17 protein-coding genes are annotated in these 17248 nt (G+C 72.9%); 9 read left to right on the forward strand and 8 right to left on the reverse strand.

Annotated elements, in window-relative coordinates; all coding sequences use genetic code 11:
• The first annotated feature begins 9 nt into the window (after positions 1-9).
• From O7614_RS12545 to O7614_RS12560, 4 genes are read left to right on the forward strand one after another with little or no spacing between them, the layout of a single operon-like run.
• Complete coding sequence (locus O7614_RS12545; RefSeq protein ID WP_278138631.1) at positions 10-1473, forward strand: PfkB family carbohydrate kinase; 1464 nt, start codon at positions 10-12, stop codon at positions 1471-1473.
• The gene (locus O7614_RS12550) at positions 1470-2171 is read left to right on the forward strand and encodes an SDR family oxidoreductase (protein ID WP_278138632.1); all 702 of its coding nucleotides are present in this window, start codon (positions 1470-1472) and stop codon (positions 2169-2171) included. Before O7614_RS12545 ends, O7614_RS12550 begins: the two co-directional genes overlap by 4 nt.
• Positions 2168-3121, forward strand: coding sequence for a glycosyltransferase family 9 protein (locus O7614_RS12555; protein ID WP_278138633.1), 954 nt, complete (start codon positions 2168-2170; stop codon positions 3119-3121). The genes O7614_RS12550 and O7614_RS12555 overlap by 4 nt, the downstream gene beginning before the upstream one ends.
• Entirely contained in the window at positions 3105-4088 is a 984-nt protein-coding gene (locus tag O7614_RS12560) for a DNA topoisomerase IB (RefSeq protein ID WP_278138634.1), read from the forward strand. The genes O7614_RS12555 and O7614_RS12560 overlap by 17 nt, the downstream gene beginning before the upstream one ends.
• A gap of 155 nt (positions 4089-4243) precedes the next feature.
• On the opposite strand, the gene O7614_RS12565 is transcribed toward O7614_RS12560, so the two are convergent.
• Together O7614_RS12565 and O7614_RS12570 are read right to left on the reverse strand one after the other, a co-directional pair.
• A complete protein-coding gene (locus O7614_RS12565) occupies positions 4244-5278 on the reverse strand; it encodes a helix-turn-helix domain-containing protein (protein ID WP_278138635.1) in 1035 nt (344 codons plus the stop codon).
• Between the two features lie 9 nt (positions 5279-5287).
• On the reverse strand, positions 5288-6049 hold the full coding sequence (locus O7614_RS12570) for a TetR/AcrR family transcriptional regulator (RefSeq protein WP_278138636.1): 762 nt from the start codon (positions 6047-6049) through the stop codon (positions 5288-5290).
• Between the two features lie 82 nt (positions 6050-6131).
• Between O7614_RS12570 and O7614_RS12575 the strand changes: the two genes are divergently transcribed.
• Positions 6132-7742 (forward strand): MFS transporter, encoded by a 1611-nt coding sequence (locus O7614_RS12575; protein ID WP_278138637.1) that lies wholly within the window; start codon positions 6132-6134, stop codon positions 7740-7742.
• Here the strand turns inward: O7614_RS12575 and O7614_RS12580 are convergent.
• The 4 genes from O7614_RS12580 to O7614_RS12595 form a co-directional block, all read right to left on the reverse strand.
• Positions 7732-8235, reverse strand: coding sequence for a hypothetical protein (locus O7614_RS12580; RefSeq protein ID WP_278138638.1), 504 nt, complete (start codon positions 8233-8235; stop codon positions 7732-7734). The genes O7614_RS12575 and O7614_RS12580 overlap by 11 nt on opposite strands.
• An 88-nt stretch (positions 8236-8323) precedes the next feature.
• On the reverse strand, positions 8324-9955 hold the full coding sequence (locus tag O7614_RS12585) for a RecQ family ATP-dependent DNA helicase (protein WP_278138639.1): 1632 nt from the start codon (positions 9953-9955) through the stop codon (positions 8324-8326).
• A 71-nt stretch (positions 9956-10026) separates the two neighbouring features.
• Positions 10027-10977 (reverse strand): TIGR03557 family F420-dependent LLM class oxidoreductase, encoded by a 951-nt coding sequence (locus O7614_RS12590; protein ID WP_278138640.1) that lies wholly within the window; start codon positions 10975-10977, stop codon positions 10027-10029.
• A gap of 87 nt (positions 10978-11064) precedes the next feature.
• Positions 11065-11190 carry a hypothetical protein gene (locus tag O7614_RS12595; RefSeq protein ID WP_255421242.1) on the reverse strand — a complete coding sequence of 42 codons (126 nt, stop codon included), beginning with the start codon at positions 11188-11190 and terminating at the stop codon, positions 11065-11067.
• Between the two features lie 216 nt (positions 11191-11406).
• On the opposite strand from O7614_RS12595, the gene O7614_RS12600 reads away from it, so the two are divergent.
• Positions 11407-12894: a glycoside hydrolase family 3 N-terminal domain-containing protein gene (locus tag O7614_RS12600; RefSeq protein ID WP_278138641.1), complete on the forward strand. Its 1488-nt coding sequence runs from the start codon at positions 11407-11409 to the stop codon at positions 12892-12894.
• Between the two features lie 24 nt (positions 12895-12918).
• On the opposite strand, the gene O7614_RS12605 is transcribed toward O7614_RS12600, so the two are convergent.
• Positions 12919-13206, reverse strand: a complete 288-nt coding sequence (locus O7614_RS12605; RefSeq protein ID WP_278138642.1) for a GNAT family N-acetyltransferase — start codon at positions 13204-13206, stop codon at positions 12919-12921.
• Positions 13203-14429 carry a cysteine desulfurase-like protein gene (locus tag O7614_RS12610; RefSeq protein ID WP_278138643.1) on the reverse strand — a complete coding sequence of 409 codons (1227 nt, stop codon included), beginning with the start codon at positions 14427-14429 and terminating at the stop codon, positions 13203-13205. The genes O7614_RS12605 and O7614_RS12610 overlap by 4 nt, the downstream gene beginning before the upstream one ends.
• A 76-nt stretch (positions 14430-14505) precedes the next feature.
• Between O7614_RS12610 and O7614_RS12615 the strand changes: the two genes are divergently transcribed.
• From O7614_RS12615 to O7614_RS12625, 3 genes are all read left to right on the forward strand, one after another.
• Complete coding sequence (locus O7614_RS12615; RefSeq protein ID WP_278138644.1) at positions 14506-14871, forward strand: hypothetical protein; 366 nt, start codon at positions 14506-14508, stop codon at positions 14869-14871.
• Between the two features lie 59 nt (positions 14872-14930).
• A complete protein-coding gene (locus O7614_RS12620; RefSeq protein WP_278138645.1) occupies positions 14931-15752 on the forward strand; it encodes a DUF1206 domain-containing protein in 822 nt (273 codons plus the stop codon).
• A gap of 83 nt (positions 15753-15835) precedes the next feature.
• Positions 15836-17023, forward strand: coding sequence for a mechanosensitive ion channel domain-containing protein (locus O7614_RS12625; RefSeq protein WP_278138646.1), 1188 nt, complete (start codon positions 15836-15838; stop codon positions 17021-17023).
• Positions 17024-17248: the final 225 nt, after the last annotated feature.

Genomic DNA, 17248 nt, shown 5'->3' on the forward strand with positions numbered 1-17248 from the left:
GAGGCAAGCGTGAGGGGACCCGTTGTGGTGCTCGGCGACACCCTGCTCGACCGGGACGTGGAGGGGGTGGTGAACCGGCTCTGCCCGGACTCCCCGGTGCCGGTGCTCGACGAGACCTCGGCCGTCGACCGGCCCGGTGGCGCCGGCCTGGCCGCGGTGTTCGCGGCCGCGCAGGGCGCCGAGGTGGTGCTGGTGACGGCGCTCGCCGACGACGCCGGCGGTGCCCGGCTGAGCGCGCTGCTCGCCGCCGCCGGCGTGCAGGTGTACCCCCTGGCCCTGCCCGGTGCGACGCCGGAGAAGATCCGGCTACGGGCCCGGGGTCGGGTGCTGCTGCGCCACGACCGAGGTGGCGCGTCCGGGGAGCCGGGCCAGCCCTCCGACGAGGTGCTGCGGGCGATCGGCTCGGCGTCGGCGGTGCTGGTCAGCGACTACGGTCGAGGGGTGGCCCGGCAGCCCGCGCTGCGCGACGCGTTGGCCGCGACCCGTGCGCCGGTGGTGTGGGACCCGCACCCGCGTGGCCCGGCGGCCGTGCCCGGTGTGCACCTGGCCACCCCGAACGAGTCGGAGGTGCGCGAGTTGGTCCCGGCGGTGCCCGGCGCGTCCCGGCTGGCGACCGCGTCGCGCGGTGCGCAGGGACTACGCAGACGTTGGCGGGCGGGTGCGGTCGCGGTGACGTTGGGCGGTGACGGCGCGCTGCTCTGCCACGCCGGGTCGACGCCGCTGGTGGTGCCGACCCCGGGCAGTGCCGAGGGGGACACCTGCGGGGCCGGCGACCGGTTCGCGGCCGCCGCCAGCCTCGCGTTGGCCGAGGGCGCGCTGGTCTCCGAGGCGGTGCAGGCGGCGGTCGCCGAGGCGTCCAGGTTCGTGGCCGGTGGGGGAGTGGCCGCGGCGCTACCGGCCGACCTGGCGCCCGCGAGGAGCGCGCCCGCCCGGAATGCCCCCCGGGCGCTACCGAGAGGTGTCGCGGTGAGCCCGGCCGGTGACCGGGTGGGCGTCGCCGCGGTCGCCACGCTCCTGCAGGAGGTACGCGCCGCAGGCGGCACGGTGGTGGCGACCGGCGGCTGCTTCGACCTCCTGCACGCCGGTCACGTGGCCACCCTGCAGGCCGCCCGGCAGCTCGGCGACTGCCTGATCGTGTGCCTGAACTCCGACGCCAGCGTGGCCGGGCTGAAGGGTCCGGAGCGCCCGGTGATGTCCGAGGGTGACCGCAGTCGGGTGCTCAGCGCGCTGAGCTGCGTCGACGCGGTACTCGTCTTCGACGAGCCGACCCCGGACGCGGCGCTGTCCTGGGTCCGTCCCGACGTCTGGGTGAAGGGCGGCGACTACGCCACCGGCGGCGGGGACGACGCCACCACCCTGCCGGAGGCGGAGGTCCTGCGCCGGTGGGGCGGGAACACCGTGGTGGTGCCCTACCTGGACGGTCGGTCCACCACCGACATGATCGTCCGTACGCTCGCGGAGCGGACCCGGTGACCGCCACGCGGCCCGGAGCCGGGCCGACGGTCCTGGTCACCGGTGGCGCCAGCGGGCTCGGCGCGGCGGTGGTCGCGGCGGTGGCCGCGTCCGGGGGGCGACCGGTCGTGCTGGACCGGCAGCCACCGGCCGACGGGGTGTCCTGGACCGAGTGCGACCTGGCCGACACGAGGGCCGCCGAGGTGGCCACCCAGCACCTCGCCGAGCAGGCCGGCGGCCTGGACGCGGTGGTCACCGCCGCCGGCACTGACACGCCGGGTCGACTCGTCGACGTGCCGGGTGAGACCTGGGACCGGATCGTCGCGGTCGACCTGTTGGCCACCGCGGCGGTGATCCGGGCCGCGTTGCCGTTCCTGCTGACGTCTCGGGGTCGCATCGTCACGGTCGCCTCCACGCTGGGGGTCAAGGCGGTCAGCGACGCTACCGCGTACTGCGCGGCGAAGTTCGGCGTGGTGGGCTTCACCCGGGCGCTCGCCGCCGAGCTCGCCGGTCAGGTCGGCGTCACCCTGCTCATCCCGGGCGGGATGCGCACGGCGTTCTTCGACGAGCGCGACCCGCAGTACAAACCCGGACCGGACGCGATCCTCAACGATCCCGCCGACACGGCCGCCGCGATCATGTTCGCGTTGAACCAGCCGCCCGGCTGCGCGGTGCGCGAGCTGGTGGTCTGCGCCGAGCAGGAGACGTCGTACCCGTGATCCTCGTGCTGCGCGCCCTCGGCGTCGGCGACCTGGTGACCGCGGTGCCCGCGTTGCGGGCGCTGCGGGCGGCGTACCCCGCACGGGAGCTGGCGCTCGCCGCGCCCGCCGGGCTGGCCCCGCTTGTCGACCTGGTCGGCGGCGTCGACCGGCTGGTGGACACCTCCGGGCTGGACCGGCCCATCCGGGTCCGATCGGCCCCGCAGGTCGCGGTCAACGTGCACGGGCGCGGCCCGCAGTCGCACCGGTTGCTCGCCGCCACCCGGCCCGACCGGCTGCTCGCCTTCGCCAACTCGGACGCCGGCTGCGCCGAGGGTCCGCAGTGGTCCGACGACGAGCACGAGGTGGACCGGTGGTGCCGGCTGCTGTCCTGGTACGGCATCCCGGCCGAACGCACCGACCTCGGCCTGCGCCGGCCCGGTTCAGCCGGGCTGCCCGCAGGTGTGACAGTGCTGCATCCCGGCAGCAAGGTGCCCGCCAAGCGGTGGCCGGCCGAGCGGTTCGCCGCGCTGGCCCGGGCGTTGACCGACCAGGGACACCGGGTGCTGCTCACCGGATCGGCCGACGAGCGGGCCCTGGCTGAGCGGGTGGCCGAGGCGGCCGGCCTGGGGTCCGACGCCGTGCTGGCCGGCCGGACCGACCTCGGCACGCTCGCCGCGCTGGTGGCCGACGCCCGGCTGGTGGTCAGCGGGGACACCGGGGTGGCTCATCTGGCCACCGGGTACGGCACCCCGTCGGTGGTCCTCTTCGGGCCGGTTTCGCCGGCGCGCTGGGGACCGCCACCGGACCGGCCCCGACACCGGGTGCTCTGGGCCGGCGAGGGAGATTGGCCCAGGTGGGACGGGGTAGGGAGCCATCCGACGATGGCGGCCCTGCGTCTCGACGAGGTGCTGGCCGCGGTGGCCGAGGTGGAGAGGGTGGTGCGGGTCTCCGGTGCGGTTGCGGCGTAGCGACCCGGGTCGACCGGGGTACGGACGGCGTCGGCGCGGCCGGGGCTGGCATTTCGTCGACCCGACCGGCGCTCCGGTCCGGGACAGAGATGTCCTGACCCGGCTGCGGGAGTTGGTCATCCCTCCGGCCTGGCAGGACGTCTGGATCTCGCCGTACCCGAACGGCCACATCCAGGCGATCGGCATCGACGCGGCCGGACGCAAGCAGTACGTCTACCACCCGCAGTGGCGGGAGAAGCAGGACGAGGCGAAGTTCGACCACATGCTGGAGGTGGCCCGCCGACTGCCGGCGTTGCGGGAGCGGGTGGGGCGCGACCTGGACGGCCGAGGGTTGAACCGGGACCGGGTGCTCGCCACCGTGGCCCGACTGCTGGACATGGGGATGTTCCGGGTCGGCAGCGACCAGTACGCGGCCGGTGACGACCCGACGTACGGGGTGTCCACCCTGCGCCCCGAGCATGCCCGGTCCCGGGGCGGCTGCGTGGTCCTGGTGTTCCCGGCCAAGGGTGGCATCGAGCAGGTGCGTCGGATCGAGGATCCGGAGTTGTGCCAGGTGCTGGTCGATCTGCGCCGTCGGCGGCGGCGGGCGGAGCGGCTGTTCGGCTACTGGGACGGCCGGGACTGGCGGGACGTGCGCAGCGACGAGGTGAACGGCTACCTGCGCGATGCCAGTGGTGGGGCGATGACCGCCAAGGACTTCCGCACCTGGCACGCGACGGTGCGCGCCGCCACCGAGCTGGCCACCGCCGGCCCGGCCCGCTCGGTGACCGCCCGGCGCAGGGCGGTGGTAGCCGTGATGCGCGAGGTGGCCGACCTGCTGGGCAACACACCCACGGTGGCTCGTGCCTCGTACGTGGATCCGCGGGTGGTCGACCTCTACCACGACGGGGTGGTGGCGTCGGTGGACCCGCTGGCGTCACGCGAGGAGGCCGAGCGGGTCGTCCTGGAGCTGTTGGAGAGGGCCTGACCGGCCCCGCCGACGGTCCTGGGGGGAAGTGGCGGGGCCGGAGACTCGGGCGTGGTGGGGCGGCCACCGGGCGGCCGCCCGCCGCGCGTACGCGCGGCGGGCGCCTCGCCACGGCCCCCGTTGGCGGCCCACCGCGAGCGGTCGGCCACGTGGTGTCAGTCTGCCCGCCCCGTGTTGACCACGGATGCCGCGCGGTTGACGATCCGCGCCGGATGCGAGCTGCCGTCGCGATGTTCCTGGGGGCTCACCCCGTACGCTGCCCGGAACGCCCGGCTGAAGTGGGCTTTGTCGGCAAACCCCCAGCGCGCCGCGACGGTCTGCACCGGCTGGTTGCGCAACGCCGGGTCGGACAGGTCGCGCCGACACCGGGCCAGCCGCAGATCACGGATGTACGAGGCCACTGTCGTCTCCTCGGCCTCGAACAACCGGTGCAGGGACCGCACCGAGATGTGGTGTGCGTCGGCGACGACCCGAGGACTGAGTGTCACGTCGCCCAGGTGCCGGTGGACGTACGCCTGCACCTGGGCGAGCAGTGCCCGGCGGCGTACCTCGGTGGGTACGGCGTCCTCGGCGACCAGGTGCCGGCCGAGCATGGTGGTGGCCAGGTCCAGACCCACCGCACCGAGCCGGCTCGCGTCGGCGGCATGGTACTGCTCGGGGTGCCTGGTCACCTGGAGCAGGAACTGCGCCAGCAACGCCCCGATCCCCTCGCTGCCGGACATCCGCCCGCCGTAGAGCGCGGCCATCCGCTGCGGTGGCAGCGGTAGCGCGGCGTGCGGGATCATCGTGATGATCGAGCTGGCCTGGTCCCGCTCCGGCTCCGTCGCCTGGTGCCCGAGGTCGTGCGGACGAGACGCGTTGTAGAAGGTGAACTCACCGGCCTGGATCTCGCTGCGGCGGCCGTCCTGGCTGGACGTGCCGACGCCGCCGGTGGTGAGGGCGAGAATGTACAGCTCCGGGTCCGATTGGCGAATCAACTTCGGGGTCCGGAAGGCGTCCAGAGACGGGTAGTCGTAGCTGATCAGCTGGATCGGCCCCAGGTCGACGAAGTCGGCCCGGGCGATGAAGTCCTCGTCGTGCTCGGACCGGACCTGCATCGGCGCCGAGGTGCGTGCGACCAGTTCCAGCCACATCCCGAATCGTTCAGCGGGTGGCAGGACGGTCGTGTCGAGGGTTTCTCTCGGCAGCATCGGGCTCCCTCAGGCCGCTCGTGTGTGGACCAGGGCCTCGACGCCGTCGAGGATCCGGTCCAGGCCGAAGGCAAACTCGTCGTCGGGGTCGTCGTCCTGGTAGAGCACGCCGGCGTCGAGCACCCGGTGCAGCGCGGGGAAGCGCGCGGGGTCGATGAGCCGGGCCACCAGCCGACCGTACGCGGGCATCATCTCGCTGGCTTCGACGCCGGCCGCTCGGCTGCCCTCGGCGATCTGCGAGGTGAGGGTGGCCTCGTTGCGGACGTACCCGGTGATCAGCAGGAGCACCGACATCTTCTCGCCCTCGCCGAGCGCGGTGCCGTCGAGGCAGCGCAGCCCGTCCTCCAGCCAGCCGAGCTGCTGCGGGGTGATCGGCGGGCCGCTGATCGGCACGTGCAGCAGCCAGGACCGTTGCCGCAGCACCCGGTGCTCGGCCCAGGCCCACCGGGTGAGGCCGGCGCGCCAGTCGTCCCCGGATGGGGGCGGGCCGGGGGACGGGCCGTACCCGCTGTCGACCATCAGCATCAGCAGCTCGTCCTTCGAGCCGACGTACCGGTAGAGGGCCATGGTGGCGGCGCCCAACTCCCTGGCCACCCGGCTCATCGAGACGGCGGCCAGTCCGTCGGCGTCGGCCACGCGTACGGCGGCGTCCACGATGGTGGGCACGCTCATGCCCGGGCGAGGCCCTTTCGGTGGGCGTTCCCGCAACCCCCAGGCGCTCTCGATAGCTGGCGGGAGCACTGGCCCGCTGTCGTCTGTCTGTGCCGCCACGTTTCCTCCTTGCCCCGCCATCCTAGTTCTGCGTATGGTCTACGCATAAAAGCGTACGCCATACGCAGAAAGGGGATCGATCATGACGACGACCGCGCCGACACCGCGGGCAGGCCGGCGGGAGTGGATCGGGTTCACGGTGCTGATGCTGCCGCTGCTCCTGGTCTCGATGGACGTCTCGGTGCTCTACTTCGCCGTTCCGTTCATCAGTGCGGAACTGCGCCCCACCGGCGCACAGCAGCTCTGGATCTTCGACATCTACGGCTTCGTGCTGGGCGGGCTGCTCATCACCATGGGGGCGCTGGGTGACCGGATCGGCCGACGGCGGCTCCTGCTGATCGGCGCCACCGCGTTCGGGGCGGCATCGCTGCTGGCCGCGTACGCCGACAGCGCCGCGACGCTGATCGCCGCGCGCGCCCTGCTCGGCGTCGGTGGGGCCACCCTGATGCCCTCCACGCTCGCCCTGGTGCGCAACCTGTTCCACGACGCCAGGCAGCGTGGCACCGCCATCGGCATCTGGACCGCCACGCTCACCGGCGGCATCGCGATCGGCCCGGTGCTCAGCGGCATCCTGCTGGAACACTTCTGGTGGGGTTCGATCTTCCTGATCAACATCCCGGCGATGCTGATGCTGCTCCTGCTCGCCCCGATGCTGGTGCCCGAGTCCCGCAATCCGGCGACCGGACGGTTCGACCTCGTCAGCGGGGCCCTGTCCCTCGGCGCGCTGCTCCCGGTGATCTACGGCATCAAGGAGATGGCCCGTGCCGGTGTCAGCCCGGTGCGGGTGCTCGCCATCGTCGCCGGCCTGCTGGTGGGCGCGCTGTTCCTGCACCGGCAGCGGACCCGCGCGTACCCGATGATCGACCTTGACCTGTTCCGTCGCCGCGGCTTCGCCGGGTCGCTCGCGGTCAACCTGCTGGCGATGTTCGCCCTGGTCGGCTTCGCCATCTTCACCACCCAGCACCTCCAGCTGGTGCTCGGCCTGAGCCCGCTGCGGGCGGCACTGTGGAGCCTGGTGCCGTCCCTCGCCGTGGGAGGAGTCGCGCCGGCGGCCGCCGCGCTCGCCCAGCGCATCGAGCGGGCGTACCTGATCGGCGCGGGTTTCGGGATCGCCGTGCTCGGCTTCGCGGTGCTGACCCGCGTCACACCGGAGTCACCGCTCTGGCTGCTCCTCGTCGGCGCCAGCGTCTACGCGGGTGGCCTGGTCATGGTGATGTCACTCGTCACCGAACTGGTCCTCGGTGCGGCGCCGGCCGAGCAGGCCGGTGTCGCCTCGGCGCTCACCGAGTCCAGCAGTGAGCTGGGCGGCGCGCTGGGGATGGCGATCCTCGGCAGCGTCGGCGCGGCGGTCTACCGTCGTGAGATCCTCGCCGGCCTGCCGGCCGGACTGCCCGCCGACAGCGGTGACGCTGCCCGGGAGACGCTGGGAGGCGCGCTCGCGGTGGCACAGGCCCTGCCGGTGGACCTGGCCGACGCGGTGCTGCACGCTGCCCGGGTCGCGTTCACCGACGGGCTGCACTTCGCGGCGGGCGCCGCCATGGTGGCGATGCTGGTGGGCGCGGTCACCGCGTTGACGACACTGCGCGGCGTCCGGCCGGCCGACCCGGCCGCGATCGAGGCGCTCCCGACGCCGGCCGGGCCGGCGTCGGCTCCCGCTGCGTCCCGGACGCTACCCGGGGCGGTCAGTCGTTGAGCACGTGCGCGAGCCGGTCGCGGAAGCGCCGCTCCGAGTCGCTGACGGATTCGCCGCCGATGCCCAGCAGCCCACCGCTGGACGCGGCACCCACCACCTGCTCGGCGATCTGCACGAGCCAGTGCTTGTACGCCCCGGCTTCGCCCTCGTCGACACGGCTGGCCAGCAGCGCCGCGGCCTCGCCGGCACGGAGCAGCACGTCGTCGATCAGTGCGCGCGGGTCGTCGGGCGCGATGACCGGCAGCTCGGCGCCGGCCTCCGGGTCACCGACCCGAGTGACGATCTCACCGGCCACGGCGGCGACCAACGGGCTGGCCGACTCCCGGCCGGCGGAGATGGTCTCCAGGCCGGCCGCGGTCTCCGCCATGGTCCGGCGGGTGCCGTCGGACTCGGCGGCGCTCGCCGCGGTCAGGATCGACTGCGGCAGGCCGACCAGCAGCCCCCACTCCCCGTCGGAGAAACCGAAACCTGTGTACGCCGGCTGCTCGATCACGGCAACGCCCCTTCCGCCCTGCTCTACTTGGTCAATCGGTGCTCTGGTCAGTCGATCCACCGGGCCCGACACGGGCGCCCGGGTCAGGCTAGTCCAGGGTCAGCAGGCCCTGTTCGGACACCACGCGCACCGACAGCGTCTTGTACCCGACCTCGTCGAAGAGAACCGTCATCTTGTCGTCCTCGTAGGAGAGCACCAGGCCCTGACCCCACTCCGGGTGCCGCACCCGGCTGTGCACCGGGAACGGGCCGACCGCGCCCTGGTCGGCGACGCTGGTGCCGTTGTGGCAGTTGTCGCAGTGGCCGCAGACCTCGGTCATCTGCTCGCCGAAGTACGCCAGCAGGGTCTGCCCCCGGCAGGCGGTGGTCTCGGCGAAGGCCCGCATCATGTCGGTGCGTGACCGGGTCACGGTCTGCTGGCGCTCCGCCTCGGCCAGCGCCGCCGTGGCGGCGTTCACCGGGGTGGGGGAGTAGCGCGGTGCGCCGATGCGCTGCCGAGCCCGCGGCTCGGCGGCCCCGACCTGCTCCAGCAGTGCCAGATACTGGCCCAGCTTGCGCGGCCCGAGGCCGGTGGCCTCGCGCAGCTCGGTCTTGGTGGCCGGCTTGCGGCGCAGCAACGCGGCCAGGTCACGCAGCTCGTCGGTGTCGGGTAGGCCGCCGCTGAAGAACCGTTGCAGGCCCACGTCCTCGGCCCGCCAGAGCAGGAGCACCCGGGCCGGTTGCCCGTCGCGCCCGGCCCGGCCGATCTCCTGGAAGTAGCTGTCCGGCGAGTCGGGCAGTGCCATGTGCACCACCCAGGCGATGTTCGGCTTGTCGATGCCCATCCCGAAGGCCGAGGTCGCCACCATGATGGGGACCTGGTCGGCGAGGAACGCCTCGTGCAGCTCCGCACGTGCGCCGGTGGGCATCCCACCGTGGTAGAACAGCGCCGGGAAGCCGGCGTCGGTCAGCCGGGCGGCCAACTCCTCGGAGGCGCGGCGGGTCGGCACGTAGATGATCCCCGGCCGCCCCTCGTCGCGCAGCAGCGTCATCAGTCGCCGCCACCGGTAGTCCTCGTCGGGGCAGTGCGCCACCTCGAGGAACAGGTTGGGCCGGTCCAGCCCGGAGATCACCACGTCCGGGTCGCGCAGCCGCAGACGGGCGATGATGTCGTCGCGCACCGGCGGGGAGGCGGTGGCGGTCAGCGCGACCACCGGCGGCCGACCGATGCCCTCGATGAGGTGACCGAGCGCGAGGTAGTCGGGGCGGAAGTCGTGCCCCCACGCGGAGATGCAGCGCGCCTCGTCGATCGCCACCAGGGCCGGCTTCAGTGCGGCGACCTCGGCCATCCGGTCCGGGTTGCTGAGCTGCTCCGGGGTGATGAACAGGAACTCCGCCCGACCCTCGCGGACCTCGTTGATCGCCTCGGCCTGCTGGGCGGCCGACTCGTTCGAGCTGATCCGCACCGCCCGCAGCTCCGGGCGTTGCCGCTCGTTGAGGGCGGCGATCTGGTCCTGTTGGAGCGCCAGCAGCGGGGAGATCACCACGGTGGGGCCGGGGATCAGGCTGGCCGGGATCTGGTAGATGGCCGACTTGCCGGCACCGGTGGGCAACACCACCAGGGCGTCACGTCGCTTCATCACCGCGCGCATGGCGGCCAACTGGTTGGGCCGCAGCGCCTTCCAGCCGAAGAGGCTCCGCGCCGCGCGGCGCAACGTCATCGAATGCGTGGACAGTTTCATCGAGGGCCGGAGGTACCCGAGCCCATGACCGCCGAAACGCGTTCGGACGATCATGGGCAGGGCGGGGTTGGTCAGCGCAGCCGGGGCAGGACCTCGCGCTGGTAGAGGTCGAACAGGCCCCGGTGGTGCGGGCCGGTGTTGGCCACGTAGACCTCGTCGAAGCCGGCCTTGGCGTACTGGTCGATCATCTCCAGGTGCGCCTCCGCGCTGTTGCCGCAGACGAACGCCTCCTTCAACATCTCCGGCTTGACCAGTTCGGAGGCCTGCTCGAAGTGTCGTGGTGAGGGCAGCACCTGGGACAGCTCACCCGGCACCCCCGCGTTCGGCCAGCGCTCGTACGCGATGCGCATCCCCTCGTCCTCGCTGTCCGCGTACGCCGCCTTGAAGCCGGCCTGGCACGGCTTGTCGCCGCCACCGTTCTCGCGGAAGCGCCGGACCATCTCGCCGTCGGGCATCGTGCTCACGTAGCCGTCACCGATGCGCGCGGCGAGGTCGATGGCCTTCGGACCGAAGCCGGAGACGTAGATCGGTGGAGGGGTGTCGGGCAGCGTGTAGATCCGGGCGTGCTCGACGGTGTAGTGCCTTCCGCGGTGGTTGACGAATCCGCCGCCCCACAGCTCGCGCAGCACCTCGACGGCCTCCTCCAGCATCTCCAGGCGGACGTCGGCCTGCGGCCAGGCGTCGCCGAAGATGTGCTCGTTGAGCGCCTCGCCGGTGCCGACGCCGAGCACGAACCGCCCGCCGTGCAGCACCGCGCTGGTCGCTGCCGCCTGCGCGATCACGGCCGGGTGGATCCGCACGGTCGGGCAGGTCACGGCGGTGGTCACCGGTAGTGAACAGACCTGGCTGAGCGCGCCGATCATCGACCAGACGAACGGGCTCTGGCCCTGTGCGTCCACCCAGGGGTGGTAGTGGTCGGAGATCCACAGCGCCTCGAAGCCGGCCCGTTCGGCACCCTGCGCCTGCTCCAGCAGCTCGGCTGGCGTGAACTCCTCACTGGACAGAAAGTATCCGATCTTCATGGTCTCCCCTTCGGCGCGCGGACCTGCTGATGGGAGAGCGGTACCCCGGGCGTGGTCGGCCACACCGGCCGGCTGCGGCCCGTTTGCTCAGCGTCGACCGAACATCGCCCGGATCGCGGCGAGCAGCAGCAGGGCGCCGACCACCAGGCCGAGCAGGCGTACGCCGGGGATGTCGGCCGGGCTCGTCGCGTCGGCCAGCAGGGCGGGATCCATCCCCGAACTCTCCCGGGGAGCGCGCCCTGAGGCAACTGTAAGGTTTATTGACTATTGAATCGCCCGGTGTGACCATGGCATGACCGCCTGCCGGTGGCGGTGCGCCGATGGCGCGCGAGAGATGGGGTACGGGGGCCGCATGAGCGAGCGCAACCAGCGGGTCGACGGGGGCGCACCGACGCCGGCGATCGAGACCGGTCGTCCTGAGGAGGCGGTGTGACCACGCCCGCCGGTCACCTTCCGGCGCTCGCCGCCGCCGTCCTGCAACCCGGGTTCGTCGGCACCACCCCGCCACCGTGGGTGTGCCGCTGGCTCGGTGCGGGCCTCGGCGGAGTGGTGCTCTTCGCCCGCAACGTCGTCGACCCGGCGCAGGTGGCGGCGCTCACCGCGACGCTGCGCGCCGAGCGGCCGGACGTCATCGTGGCGATCGACGAGGAGGCCGGCGACGTCACCCGGCTCGAGTCCACGCACGGCAGCTCCCGGCCCGGCAACTTCGCCCTCGGCGCGGTCGACGACCCGGAGCTGACCGAAGCGGTCGCCCGGGACCTCGGCGTCGAGCTGGCCGCGGCCGGCGTCACCCTCAACTACGCCCCGGACGCCGACGTCAACTCCAACCCGGACAACCCGGTGATCGGCGTGCGCTCCTTCGGCGCCGACCCGGCGCTGGTCGCCCGGCAGACCGCCGCCTGGGTGCGCGGGTTGCAGGCCGGCGGCGTGGCCGCCTGCGCCAAACACTTCCCGGGGCACGGTGACACCCGCGTCGACTCCCACCACGACCTGCCCCGGATCACCGCCGACCGGGACCGGCTGGACGCCTGCGAACTGGCCCCGTTCCGGGCCGCCGTGGCCGCCGGCGTGCAGGCGGTGATGACCGGCCACCTGCTGGTGCCGGCGCTCGACCCGCAGCTGCCGGCGACGTTGAGTCAGCGCATCCTGGGCGGGTTGCTCCGCGACGAGATGGGCTTCTCCGGCGTGGTGGTGACCGACGCGATCGAGATGCGCGCCGTCGCCGAGCGGTACGGCTTCGCCGGGGCGACCGTCCGCGCTCTGGCGGCCGGGGCCGACGCGATCTGCATCGGCGGCGAGCGGGCCGACGAGCAGGCGGCGCGCGAGCTGCGCGACGCCATCGTCGCCGCAGTCGTCTCCGGTGACCTCCCCGAGGAGCGGCTCGCCGAGGCGGCCAAGCGGGTCGGGCAGCTCGCCGCCTGGACGATGGCCGCCCGCACCGCCGGGTCGGCCGGGCGTGACTCCACCGACGTCGGTCTGGTCGCCGCCCGCCGCGCCGTGCGGGTCACCGCCTCCCGGACCGCGACGGACGCGCTGCCGCTGACCCGCGCGGCGTACGTCGTCGAGTTCGAGCCGCTGCGCAACATCGCCATCGGCGCGGAGACCCCGTGGGGGATCGGCGCGCCCCTGGGCGAGCTGCTGCCCGGCACCAGCACGGTCCGCTACGCCGAGCCCGACGTGCCGGTCGACCCGGGAGCCGGGGCGGGTGCCCGTCCCCTGGTCCTGGTGGTCCGTGACCTGCACCGGCACGACTGGATGCGGTCCGCCGTGCAGCGCGCGTTGGCCGCCCGGCCGGACGCGGTCGTGGTCGAGCTGGGCGTGCCGGAGTTGGTGACCGGGTCGGTGCACCTGGCCACCCACGGCGCCACCCGGGCCAGTGGGCGCGCCGCCGCCGAGGTGCTGGCCGGCGCCCGCTGACCCGCGCCCGCCGACCGACCCGCGTTACGGCAGGTCGGCCACCAGGTCGGCGTACTCCGGATGCTTGTCGATGAACGCGGCCATGAAGGGGCACTGCGGCACCACCTTGGTGCCCCGGGCACGGACCTCGTCGAGAGTGCCCCGGATCAGCGCGCCGCCCACGCCCTTGCCCTGGAAGCCCCGGTCCACCTCGGTGTGGGTGAAGACCAGCACCTCCCCACGCATCAGGTACGCGGTGAAGCCGGCCAACGCGTCGTCGACCAGGATCTCGAAGCGGCGCTTCGCCGGGTTGTCCTCGACCAGGGTGCTCATCCGGTCATTGTCCCCGCGGCACCGGCCAGCGCGTCGAGTTCGGCGAGCAACCGGTCCACCTCGTCGGCGGTGTTGTAGTGGTAGATGCTGGCCCGCACCGCGCCGCCGCTGTCGCGCAGACCCATCAGCTGGAAGTACTCGTAGGCGTAGTAGTCGCCGGCGGAGAGGCAGAACCCGGCGGCGCCCAACGCCTCCTGGGTGGCCACCGGCGTCATGCCGGCGACCCGGAACGACACCGTCGGGCAGCGTCGCGCCGGTGAACCGTAGACCGTGATCGCCGGCCGCTGCGCCAGCCCGGCGAGCAGCCGGTCCAGCAGTGCCTCCTCGTGCGCCTGCGCGGCGGCGAGCCCGGCCCGTAGCCGTGCCCGCCGGTCCCCCACCGCGTCCGGGTCCAGCCCCGCCAGGTGATCGACCGCCGCGGTCACGCCAGCGAGCAGCGGAAAGCTCGGCGTGCCGTACTCGAACCGGTCCGGCACCGCGTCGGACGACGGCACCAGCTTCGCCGGGCGCAGCGCCGCCCACCGGCTCGGGTCGGCCACCATCGCCGCCAGGTGTGGCCCGGACCACTTGTACGCGCTGGTCACCAGCACGTCGGCGCCGAGCGAGGCCAGGTCGGTCGGCCCGTGCGGCACCGAGTGCACCCCGTCGACGTAGACCAGCGCGCCGACCGCGTGCGCGATCTTGGCGATCGCCGGCACGTCCGGCACGGTGCCGATGGCGTTGCTGCCGGCGGTCACCGCGACCAGCCGGGTCCGCTCACTAACCAGGTCGTCGTACTGGGCGGCGGGCAGCTCGCCGGTGCTCGGGTCGACCTCGGCCCAGCGCACCGTCGCACCAGTCGCCTCGGCGGCCTGCACCCACGGCCGGACGTTCGCGTCGTGGTCGAGCCGGGACACCACCACCTCGTCACCCGGGCGCCAGCTCGCGCCGAGCGTGCGGGCCAGGGTGTACGTCAGCGCGGTGGCGCTCGGGCCGAGCACCACCCCGGCCGGGTCGGCGTCGAGCAGGTCGGCCACCGCCGAGCGCGCCTCGGCCACCAGCTCCAACGACCGGCGGCCCGGCACGAAGGCGGCGCTGCGGTTGCCGACCGCCGACCGCATGGCCTCGGTGACCGCGTCGATCACACCGGCCGCGGTCTGGGTGCCGCCGGCACCGTCGAAGTGGACGAAACCCTCGGTCAGGGCGGGGTACGCGGCCCGGGTGCGGGCGATGTCGAACGGCATGTCCCGGACCCTAGCCGGGGTGCTCCCAGCGCTCGTCGTCGCCTGGGCGTCGCGGGCGTCTCGTACTCTTGGCGGGGTGACGAACCGACCCGCCACCATGCCCATGCCCCCCGTCCGCCGCGCCGCCGGTCTCTTCGCCGGTCTGGCGCTCGGCCTCGCCGTGCTCACCGGTTGCAGTTCCCAGGGCGCCTCCACCGACTGTGCGGTGGACGCCTGCACTGTCACCTTCGAGCGGGGTGTCGACGCGAGGACCACCATCCTGGGCATCGAGGCCAAGCTCGTCGGTGCCGAGGGTGACCAGGTGACCGTCGAGGTCGCCGGTGAGCAGCTCACCCTCACCACCGGCCAGCAGGCCGCCGAGGCCGGGGGCTTCGCGGTCACCCTGGACAGCGTGACCGACCAGCAGGTCAAGATCCGCGTGTCGCGCAACCCGGGCAGCTGACCTGGGCGGGCGGCGGTGGCCGACGTTTGGGAATCTTCAGAATCGGAGATTGTGACGCCATGTCACTCACCCGTAGCGCCGAAGCCACCGCCTCCCGTACGGCGGACAGCCGGTGGCTGGAAATCCTCGCCCGGGCCGGCTTCATCGGCTACGGCATCGTCCACCTGCTCTTCGCCTGGCTGGCGTTGCAGATCGCGTTCGACAGGTCGGCCGCCGACGGCGACCAGTCCGGCGCGCTGCGCACCCTCTCCGCACAACCCCTCGGCAAGTTCCTGGTCATCGCCGTCGCGGTGGGCCTGCTCGCGATGGCGATCTGGCAGGCCCTGGAGGCGGCGGTCGGGCACCGCGCCGAGCGGGGCAAGGAGCGGGTCATGGAGCGGCTGGCCTCGGCCGGCCGGACCCTCGTCTACCTCTACTTCGCCTGGACCGCGTTCAAGGTCTTCCGAGACGCCGGTTCGAACAGCGCCGACAAGCAGGAGGCGCTCACCGGCAAGCTGATGACCTCCAGCGGTGGCCGCTGGCTGGTCGGCCTGGCCGGGCTGGTCGTCGCCGCGATCGGCATCGGCCTGGTGATCTACGGGGTGCTCAAGAAGTTCGAGAAGCACCTGAAGACCGGCGAGATGAGCCCGAAGACCCGCCAGCTCGCCCGCCGGCTGGGCATGGCCGGATACATCGCCAAGGGCGTCGCGTACGGCATCGCCGGGCTGCTGGTCATCGTGGCGGCCGTGAACTACGACCCGGAGAAGGCCCGTGGTCTGGACGCCGCGCTGCACACGCTGCGCGAGCAGTCGTACGGCGTGTTCCTGCTGACCCTGGTCGCCCTGGGCATCGCCGCCTTCGGCGTCTACTGCTTCCTCCAGTCCCGGTACCGCAAGGTCTGAGCTGGTCGATACCACGGAAGTCGGGCACTCTTGGGCTTTTGCCCGGAGTGCCTGACGGCTGGTCGAAGGGAAGCAACGGAGCTGTGCAGAACTATCTCGAAACGGCCGTTGCCGCGCTCGTCGCGGCGGCGGTCGCTCTCTTCCTGGTCGAGGTCGTCCACCGGCTGACCCGGCGGTTCGGCCGCCGGTCGCAGCTGCTGACCGAGCTGACCGACCACGCGCACCGCCCGTTCCAGGTCGCCGGGACGGTCCTCGCCGTGCAGTTCGCCGTCCGCTTCAGCACCGGGTACGCGGTCGGCGAGAGCTGGCGCCGCCTGCTGCTGCACGCGCTCGTCCTCGCCGTCATCGCCACGGTGGCCTGGTTGGTGGCCGCTCTGCTGGTCGTCGTGGAGGACACCGCGCTGGCCCGGTTCCGGGTCGACGTGCCGGACAACCGGCACGCCCGGCGGGTTCGCACACAGGTGGTGATGCTGCGCCGACTGACCATCGCGGTGATCGTCATCCTGACCGTCGGCGTGATGCTGATGACGTTCCCGAGCGTGCGGGGCATCGGCGCTGGTGTGCTGACCTCGGCCGGTGTGGTCGGTGTGGTGGCCGCGTTGGCCGCACAGAGCCTGCTCGGCAACGTCTTCGCCGGCCTCCAACTCGCCTTCAGCGATGCCGTCCGGCTCGACGACGTGGTGGTCGTCGAGGGGGAGTGGGGTCGGATCGAGGAGCTGACCCTGAGCTACGTGGTCGTGCAGATCTGGGACGACCGGCGGTTGATCCTGCCCACCTCGTACTTCACCAGCAAGCCGTTCCAGAACTGGACGCGTACCGAGTCGGCGGTGCTCGGCACCGCCGAGTTCGACGTGGACTGGGCGGTGCCGGTGCAGACCATGCGCGAGGAACTACGCCGCCTGGTCGAGGGCACCGAGCTGTGGGACGGCCGGGTGTGCGTCCTGCAGGTCACCGACGCCACCGGCGGGATGGTACGAATCCGCGCGTTGGTCAGCGCCGCCGACGCGGGCAGTCTGTGGGACCTGCGCTGTCTGGTGCGGGAGCATCTGGTGGTCTGGATCCGGGACAACCGCCCGACCGCGATGCCCCGACTGCGTACCGAACTGGGTGACTCCACCAGCAACCTGCCCTGGCAGTGGGTGCAGCCGAGGCGGCCGGTACGCCGCCTGTCCGACACCGAGGCACCCGACGACGCCCGCGTCTTCGGCGGCAGCGACGACGGCGACGCCCGCAGCGAAGCCTTCGTGGGCCCCGAAGAAACCCGCCCCTGACCCCCACCCCCACCCGGCCCTCGAAGGGGCCCGCGCACCCGGCCCCACGAAAGGGCCTGCGCAAGTTCGGTGATGTTGCTGCCTCCGAAGCGCTCGAGGCAGCAACATCGGTGATGTTGCGCGGATCTTGGGCGCGGGGCCGCGACACCCGGCTCTGGTCCGTTGCGGGAGGTTTGGTCGGGCTTGGGTAGGGGATGTGCTGCCGGACGTCTCTGCCTCGATCAC

It is taken from the genome of Micromonospora sp. WMMD961 (assembly GCF_029626145.1).
In the GTDB taxonomy this organism is placed as follows: domain Bacteria; phylum Actinomycetota; class Actinomycetes; order Mycobacteriales; family Micromonosporaceae; genus Micromonospora.

Bases quoted from the DNA above. Each gene is read 5' to 3' on its own strand.
- O7614_RS12605 (WP_278138642.1), bottom strand. From the start codon at position 13,206: ATGAGCACCCTGGTCGAGGACAACCCGGCGAAGCGCCGCTTCGAGATC.
- O7614_RS12595 (WP_255421242.1), bottom strand. From the start codon at position 11,190: ATGGATCCCGCCCTGCTGGCCGACGCGACGAGCCCGGCCGACATCCCC.
- O7614_RS12575 (WP_278138637.1), top strand. From the start codon at position 6,132: ATGACGACGACCGCGCCGACACCGCGGGCAGGCCGGCGGGAGTGGATC.
- O7614_RS12620 (WP_278138645.1), top strand. From the start codon at position 14,931: ATGTCACTCACCCGTAGCGCCGAAGCCACCGCCTCCCGTACGGCGGAC.
- O7614_RS12585 (WP_278138639.1), bottom strand. From the start codon at position 9,955: ATGAAACTGTCCACGCATTCGATGACGTTGCGCCGCGCGGCGCGGAGC.
- O7614_RS12590 (WP_278138640.1), bottom strand. From the start codon at position 10,977: ATGAAGATCGGATACTTTCTGTCCAGTGAGGAGTTCACGCCAGCCGAG.
- O7614_RS12565 (WP_278138635.1), bottom strand. From the start codon at position 5,278: ATGCTGCCGAGAGAAACCCTCGACACGACCGTCCTGCCACCCGCTGAA.
- O7614_RS12610 (WP_278138643.1), bottom strand. From the start codon at position 14,429: ATGCCGTTCGACATCGCCCGCACCCGGGCCGCGTACCCCGCCCTGACC.